This is a genomic window from Anabaenopsis tanganyikae CS-531, from assembly GCF_029891675.1.
Taxonomy (GTDB): Bacteria; Cyanobacteriota; Cyanobacteriia; order Cyanobacteriales; family Nostocaceae; genus Anabaenopsis; species Anabaenopsis arnoldii.
This window is the reverse complement of sequence record NZ_JANQDF010000143.1, coordinates 1-6807: the sequence shown is the minus strand read 5'-3', so window position 1 is coordinate 6807 and position 6807 is coordinate 1. Positions and strand designations below refer to the sequence as shown.

The 6807-nt window shown below is 40.3% G+C and carries 5 protein-coding genes; 3 read left to right on the top strand and 2 right to left on the bottom strand.

Annotated elements, in window-relative coordinates; genetic code table 11:
• Window positions 1-257: 257 nt before the first annotated feature.
• On the bottom strand, window positions 258-1841 hold the full coding sequence (locus tag NWP22_RS14100; RefSeq protein WP_280802011.1) for a DUF1565 domain-containing protein: 1584 nt from the start codon (window positions 1839-1841) through the stop codon (window positions 258-260).
• Between the two features lie 272 nt (window positions 1842-2113).
• Between NWP22_RS14100 and NWP22_RS14095 the strand changes: the two genes are divergently transcribed.
• The 3 genes from NWP22_RS14095 to thiS all read left to right on the top strand — a co-directional run bounded on the left by NWP22_RS14095 (window position 2114) and on the right by thiS (window position 4465).
• Window positions 2114-2830 (top strand): hypothetical protein, encoded by a 717-nt coding sequence (locus tag NWP22_RS14095; protein WP_271731614.1) that lies wholly within the window; start codon window positions 2114-2116, stop codon window positions 2828-2830.
• Between the two features lie 290 nt (window positions 2831-3120).
• On the top strand, window positions 3121-4227 hold the full coding sequence (locus NWP22_RS14090) for a thiamine phosphate synthase (protein WP_280802010.1): 1107 nt from the start codon (window positions 3121-3123) through the stop codon (window positions 4225-4227).
• Between the two features lie 25 nt (window positions 4228-4252).
• Entirely contained in the window at window positions 4253-4465 is a 213-nt protein-coding gene (gene thiS, locus NWP22_RS14085) for a sulfur carrier protein ThiS (protein WP_271731616.1), read from the top strand.
• On the opposite strand, the gene NWP22_RS14080 is transcribed toward thiS, so the two are convergent.
• On the bottom strand, window positions 4462-5694 hold the full coding sequence (locus tag NWP22_RS14080; RefSeq protein WP_271731617.1) for a glycosyltransferase family 4 protein: 1233 nt from the start codon (window positions 5692-5694) through the stop codon (window positions 4462-4464). The genes thiS and NWP22_RS14080 overlap by 4 nt on opposite strands.
• Window positions 5695-6807: the final 1113 nt, after the last annotated feature.

The following is a 6807-nucleotide window of genomic DNA, read 5'->3' as shown; positions in this document are numbered from 1 at the left end:
ATAGCGGTAGTCTTTCTTGTAAATCTTAAGAGAAATATCGCGTCTGGCTAAGGCGTGCAAGTCTACTAAGGGATAACCGCTCCCATGCTCCCGTTGAAGTAGAAAGTAAAGTCTAGCTTTGTCTAGGTTTTATATAGCAGATAACCGTCTATGAAACAAGAAGTTAACGCTAAAATTGCCAGTGGGTAGTTTTGGGTAAGTTTAACCGAGCGGTGAGGTAAGTGTATTTCACAAGCCAGGTGATGCTTTCGCACAAATCATTTTAATGGTTCCATTATAGTTCTTAAACCCAAACTTTTGAGGACATTGAGGATTTCATCGGCATTATTGCGATCGCTAAACACTCCCACTTGCATCACTCTGCGACCTTGCCGGACAGTAGGAAATGCTTCTGGTACTAAGTTTAGCACTAGATCTCGTTCCTGATTATTTGTGATATTAACTACAACGCGGTAGCGTAAACCCGGCGGATTTTCAGTAGATGCGATGCTCTGAGTGGGAGGAGTACTGGGATTGGGAATTGGTAACAGAGGTGATTCCCCAAAGGGAGGTGCTTGACCTGGAGGTGGCGACTGGGGGGCTACAAATTCCACAATATTAGGATCAATCTGGAGATAATTCCTCTGTGATTGATTAGCTTGGTTTGGCTGACTGGGAGCAGAAGAGATAATTTCTTGATTGGCTGGGATTGTCTGGATGGGAGGATTGGCGAGGGTAGGCCGCTGAGGGTTTTGACCTATGGGTGCTGTTTGAGCTTGAAAGTCTACGTTACCAATAATGCGATTTGGGAACAGGTTATTACCAACTGCAGGAATCCTCTGGTTACTCCCACTTGCATTAATATCATAGCCCATATTATTGCGAAATTGGTTTCCACCTACTTCAGTCATAGTACCTAGGTTTGGTATTGCTGGGGTGAGAACCACTAAACCATCTTCCCTACTACCTTGAATTAAATTCTGCCGTAAAATCGGCCGAGCATTACCTTGTACTATGATGCCATAGCGATTGTTTTGAATTTGATTACTGCCCAATATAGGCGCAGCATTGTCAGTAATATTGATGCCAAATCCTGTTTCCTCAAAAACATTTTCCCGCACTTGCGCCTGGGAATTACCGCCAATGGTCATACCATTCGCCCCATTACGATGAAAGTAATTCTGCCTAATTGTGGGGGAGCTATTACCACTGATAGAGATCCCATCCTGAGTGTTGCGGGTAAATGTATTGTTTGTGATCACAGGATTGCTGGACTCAACCCACAAACCATAACCACGGGGCTGGGGATTTGTGACCGTTACCCCACTTAACTCAGCCTTGTCTGCACCGACGATAGTGACGTTTTGACCGCCAAAGCTGCGACTAAGGAATGTCCCACCACCTCTAATTGTAATTCCCTGTCCTTTGCTGGGACTATCTCCTTGAATGACAACACCCGGTTTGAGGTTGAGGGGAAAAACCTCCCCAGTCTCAGCAGTATAATTACCAGGGAAGAGGATAATCATTGTATTGGGAGTCGCTACTTGCAAGGCGTGGGTAATAGTTTGGAAAGGAGCGCTCTGAGTACCATTACCCGAAGTGTTATTTCCCAGACGGGGGTTGACAAATAACATTTTCACTTCAGACCTTGTGCTTTCACCCTGGGAGGTCTGAGGTATTTGAGCCGAAACTCTACCGGAACCGATACCCAGTACAGTTATAGTTATTACTCCTAAGCCTAGGGTGAAAGATAAGATGGAAGAAACCAAAAACCAGACTAATTCCTGGGAAGAATTCGATTGATCAAGGTTGCGAGTTAGCTGTAATTGCAGGAGCTTTGCTTGAGAATATTGAGAATACATAATTGGGATAAATCCACTTTCGATAAATGCTAATAATATAGGACTTATGCAGCTGGAATCATATCTTAACTGGGGGGGGGAAACTGCAATCCTCACAATCTGGTAAAGAGCCGCCCTGAATGCCAGCAAAAAATATAATTTTCTCCGAAATGTGTCTAAGTCCTATAATAAAGTTTTTATCCCCTGAGAATGAAGAATGTCAATCATTGGTATTATGCGATCGCTCACAGTCATCAACCTGGTAATTGTGAGAATCAATACTAGAAGTAAGCATGAACACTTTGATTTCGGCGATTGTCTTAGCCACCACACATTTATTTGCAGCTAAACTAAGATTTCTCAAATATACACCACGTAGTCGTGGTTTATCCTTTGGTAGCGGTGTATCTGTAGCTTATGTGTTTATTCACATTTTGCCAGAACTGAGTCAAGCACAAGTAAAACTGCAAAGCAGTTTAAATATGGTATGGAGTTTTTTAGAGCATCATGTCTATATAGTGGCACTTTTAGGTTTAACGGTTTTTTATGGCTTAGAGAGATTGGCGAAAACTTCACTTGTAGGGAGTGAAACAACAGGAAAGCCGACAGATTTCTTTTTCCTACATATTGCTGCTTTTGCGATTTATAATGTCTTAATTGGGTATTTGCTAGTACAACGAGAGAACTCAAATATTAAGGGTTTATTATTATTTTCTTTGGCCATGGCGCTGCATTTTGTGGTTAACGATCATGGTTTGCGTCAACATCACAAAAGAATCTATGACAAAATTGGTCGTTGGCTATTATCAATGGCGATAATTGTGGGTTGGTTTCTGGGCTCAGTTACGGAAATTAATCAGGCTATTGTTGCGGTTTTATTTGCGTTTTTAGCTGGTGGTATTGTCCTCAATGTTCTGAAGGAAGAACTACCAGAAGAGAGAGAAAGCTGTTTTTGGGCATTTGCTTGTGGTACATTGAGCTATGCAATTCTTTTATTAGCTGTGCAATAGCTGTTGGGGATTGGACTTGATGCAAATGATTGATTGACTTTGCCCAAATAAATTACACAATAAAAGTTACTAGACCTGCTGATAAATAATTCTCTATTAAAGAAAAAAAGATATTTTGTGTGTTATGCAGGTGAATTGCTGAATATATGCTTTTTGTTCAGTTTAAGATATATGATAATATCGTTCTTAAATCTTTGCTGTTTCATCTATCTAGCAAGTAAGGTATGTATAAAATTATATTAAATTTGTACTTATTTTTGATATTACCGGACTAGAAAATTTTGATCAAAATGTCTCAAAGTTTTGATATTACCCCACTTAATGCAAGTAATAATAGGGTTGTTGTTATGGTGGAGCCAAACAGCCAAAAAGCGCAAATACAGCCAGCTGTTTACCGGATTTTAGATGCTAATCTAGACCGAGCCCGGGAAGGATTGCGAATTATAGAAGAATGGTGTCGCTTTGGGTTAAATAACGCGCAATTAGTTGGGGAATGCAAGTACCTGCGTCAAGAATTGGCTCATTGGCATACTGCGGAACTGCGGGCGGCGCGAGATACACCCGGTGATCCGGGTACGGAATTGACCCATCCGCAGGAAGAACAACGCTCTAGCATTGGGGCGCTATTACAAGCAAACTTTTGTCGTGTCCAAGAAGCAATGCGGGTGCTCGAAGAATACGGTAAGCTTTACCATCCCGATATGGGTAAAGCTTTGAAGCAGATGCGTTATCGTGTTTATACTCTAGAAACTAGTTTAATGGGCTACCAGCGTCATCAACTACTGTGGCGATCGCAGTTATATCTAGTGACTGCTCCCGCAGAAAATTTGCTCCCACAGGTGGAAGCTGCTCTCAAGGCTGGATTAAGCCTTGTGCAATACCGGGAGAAAACTGCTGATGATTATATACGTGTGGAACGGGCGACAAGATTAAGGGAATTATGTCATTCCTACGGTGCTTTATTTATCGTTAATGACAGAGTGGATCTAGCTTTGGCGGTGGATGCAGATGGTGTACATTTGGGACAACAAGATATGCCTATTGCCATGGCTAGACAATTACTAGGACACCAACGTTTGATAGGGCGTTCTACTACCAATCCTGAAGAAATGCAAAAGGCAATTGCTGAAGGTGCAGATTATATTGGTGTGGGTCCAGTTTATGAAACCCCCACGAAAGCAAATAAGCCAGCAGCGGGCTTACAATATGTTACCTATGCCGCCCAACATAGCTCAATTCCTTGGTTTGCCATTGGGGGTATAGATACAAATAATATCAATGATGTGATCGCAGCGGGGGCGGAACGTGTAGCGGTGGTACGAGCTATCATCCAAGCGGAACAGCCGACCCTGGTAACACAATATTTGATTTCCCAGCTTCATCACATCCAACCATAACCAGTTGATAAATCAGCACTTTAAGATGTCTAATCAGATTACACTCCAGGTAAATGGCGAAACCCGTAGTTGCTCCTCCCAAACGCTGTTACCAGATTTACTGCAACAGTTCGGTTTTAATCCCCGTTTAGTAGCGGTGGAATATAATGGTGAAATTTTACACCGTCAATTTTGGCCAGAAACACAAATGCAGCCAGGCGATCGCTTAGAAATAGTCACCATTGTAGGTGGTGGTTAATTCAACACACCATTAGGGATAGGTTCAGATAGGTACAGCGAACGGTAAAGGGTTTTGCGTCTGGCTAATTGTTTACCTTTGCGACCGAGTTTTTCACGTAAATGCTGGTCGTTACACAATCGTTTGAAAGCCTGAAAAACTTCGTATCCAGATTTGGGATTCACGAGAATCCCATTTTCTTCATGGCGAACTATATCAATCACCGAGCCTAAACGAGAAGCAATCACAGGCTTACCGAAATAATTTGCTTCTAAGTAAACAATACCAAAACCCTGTATACATTCCTTGGGGTCTAAGGAACTGAGCATCGCAAACAGATCACAAGCTGCATAATAACCAGCTAATTGGTCATCGGGTATATGTCCGGTCAAGTGTACTCGCTTGTCTACTCGCAAGCGCTGGGCTAATTTTTTTAATGCGGGTTCACATGGCCCTTGTCCGCAAAGTATATAGTAAACATCAAGTCCAATTGTGAGTAGCAGTGGTAAGTTTTCAATCACACGATCAAAGCTTTTTTCCTTGACTAACCTTCCTACCGAAAGAATTACTATTGCTGTTTCCGGAATATTGTACGCTTCCCGCACCCGTTGACGTAAATCATCAAAATTAGCTTGATTCTTTTGAATACCAAATTTTTCTGGTCTGACTATAGGTTGAATAACATGGGTGGGAGTGGTTAACCGGAAAGTTTTGTGGAGATAATCTTGGGTGACGTAACTGTTACAAACAATTCCCTCGGCGCGTTTCAGGGTCAATTTTAAGAGCGATCGCCATATGGGATTATTTAAACTCTCAAGAATATCGCTACCATGGAGATACATAAAAAAGCGTATGGGTAGGATATAGCTCAATAGTAATAATGCTGGAAAATCGTAGCCGTGACCCCATTCAATATAACGGTAATGATAACGAAAATAGAGTTTGATGGCTAGCACAAATGAGCAGACTAAATCGATAGTAGGTTGTAATAGACTTCCCAGAAAATTACCCAACCAGTATCGACAATTGAACCAGCGATATACAGGAAATTCTTGAGCCGCATCAAATACTTGATCGCCAGAACAAGCAGATGTGAGAACAACTACTCTTTCTGGGTCTTGAACACAGCGATTATAGAGATATTCCCCAATCACTGCTTTTTTTGGCAGAAATAGATGGGATACTACTAATATATCAGGATTTGCCCTTTCCTGTCTAATTTTTGTTCGGAGTTGTGAGATATGTTCCATGCTAATTTTTGATCAGTTGAATTTAAAAGATATGTAAGCCTTAATACTAGAATTTAGGTCAATGTTTAGATGGATTTAAATTCTAGTAATTGAACTGACTAACTTGGTAAGTATTGACTATGTTGTACCTCAAGCCAAGAAGTTAACTACATAGAAAACAAAATAGTTTATAACGGAATTAAAACCTGAAATTTGAGTGATTTCGCCATTTACAGCATCTTTTTACAACGTCTTAAATCCTCAAATTCCCCTCGCTATAGATGCTATATATACTAACTAGTGAGTGCAGAGCTTCGTGATCATTTAAGCGAGAAATGGGCTATTTTTTTATTTTAGCTAATAGCTATCATTGACAAAACAGGGATTTGTACTTTTTTTTACCAGGTTTTTTCGCACTCTGAATTAATCCCGTAACAGTTGAGTTATGTATAGATATTTACCTCTGTTTAGGATATATAAAATTTAAATTTTGTATCCTTGCTTGAGGGAATAGATTACACATCTCTCAGCTATATTTTATAACATTCAACATGGGAAATTTCTGTGAAGTTTTTGTAAATTATTTTATTGCTACATAAATTTTACCAATTTGATAATTTCAATGCCAAACAACTCCCCAGAAATCGTGATTCTTAGCCGATTTCATGAATAAAAAAATGCTAAAAACCTATTCAATATTGTCGGTATTAATAGCATATCCTAAATAAAGTTCTATGTCATGCCAAAATGCCCAACAAATATGATTTCCTGGTAGTATATATCATCAAATTTAGGAAACTCCCGGAAAATTATCCTGTTTTTCTGATGATGCTCAAGTTGTTAATCCGCTGGCTACATAGTTAATAGTAATACAAGTAAAAGTGATATATTACCGAGCTATTGTTAATAGCGAGTATATCTGTCATATCTGGCGTGGCGTAGCCATACCCTTAGAAGATGTTTTAAAAGGTATGATTAGTGTATCAACTATTGTTTGACCCCACCCCCTTCCTTACAAGGGTAGGTTTTTAATATGATCTGTGAAGGCAAGACTACCGAAGACAAGGAAGGAAAGTGGACAAGGAAGATTTTATACGGACAATGGTCTTTTAATGGGCTATTTTTCTTACTAAG

Coding starts and splice junctions, on each gene's coding strand:
- NWP22_RS14100 (WP_280802011.1), bottom strand. CDS start 1,841: ATGTATTCTCAATATTCTCAAGCAAAGCTCCTGCAATTACAGCTAACT.
- NWP22_RS14095 (WP_271731614.1), top strand. CDS start 2,114: ATGAACACTTTGATTTCGGCGATTGTCTTAGCCACCACACATTTATTT.
- NWP22_RS14090 (WP_280802010.1), top strand. CDS start 3,121: ATGTCTCAAAGTTTTGATATTACCCCACTTAATGCAAGTAATAATAGG.
- thiS (WP_271731616.1), top strand. CDS start 4,253: ATGTCTAATCAGATTACACTCCAGGTAAATGGCGAAACCCGTAGTTGC.
- NWP22_RS14080 (WP_271731617.1), bottom strand. CDS start 5,694: ATGGAACATATCTCACAACTCCGAACAAAAATTAGACAGGAAAGGGCA.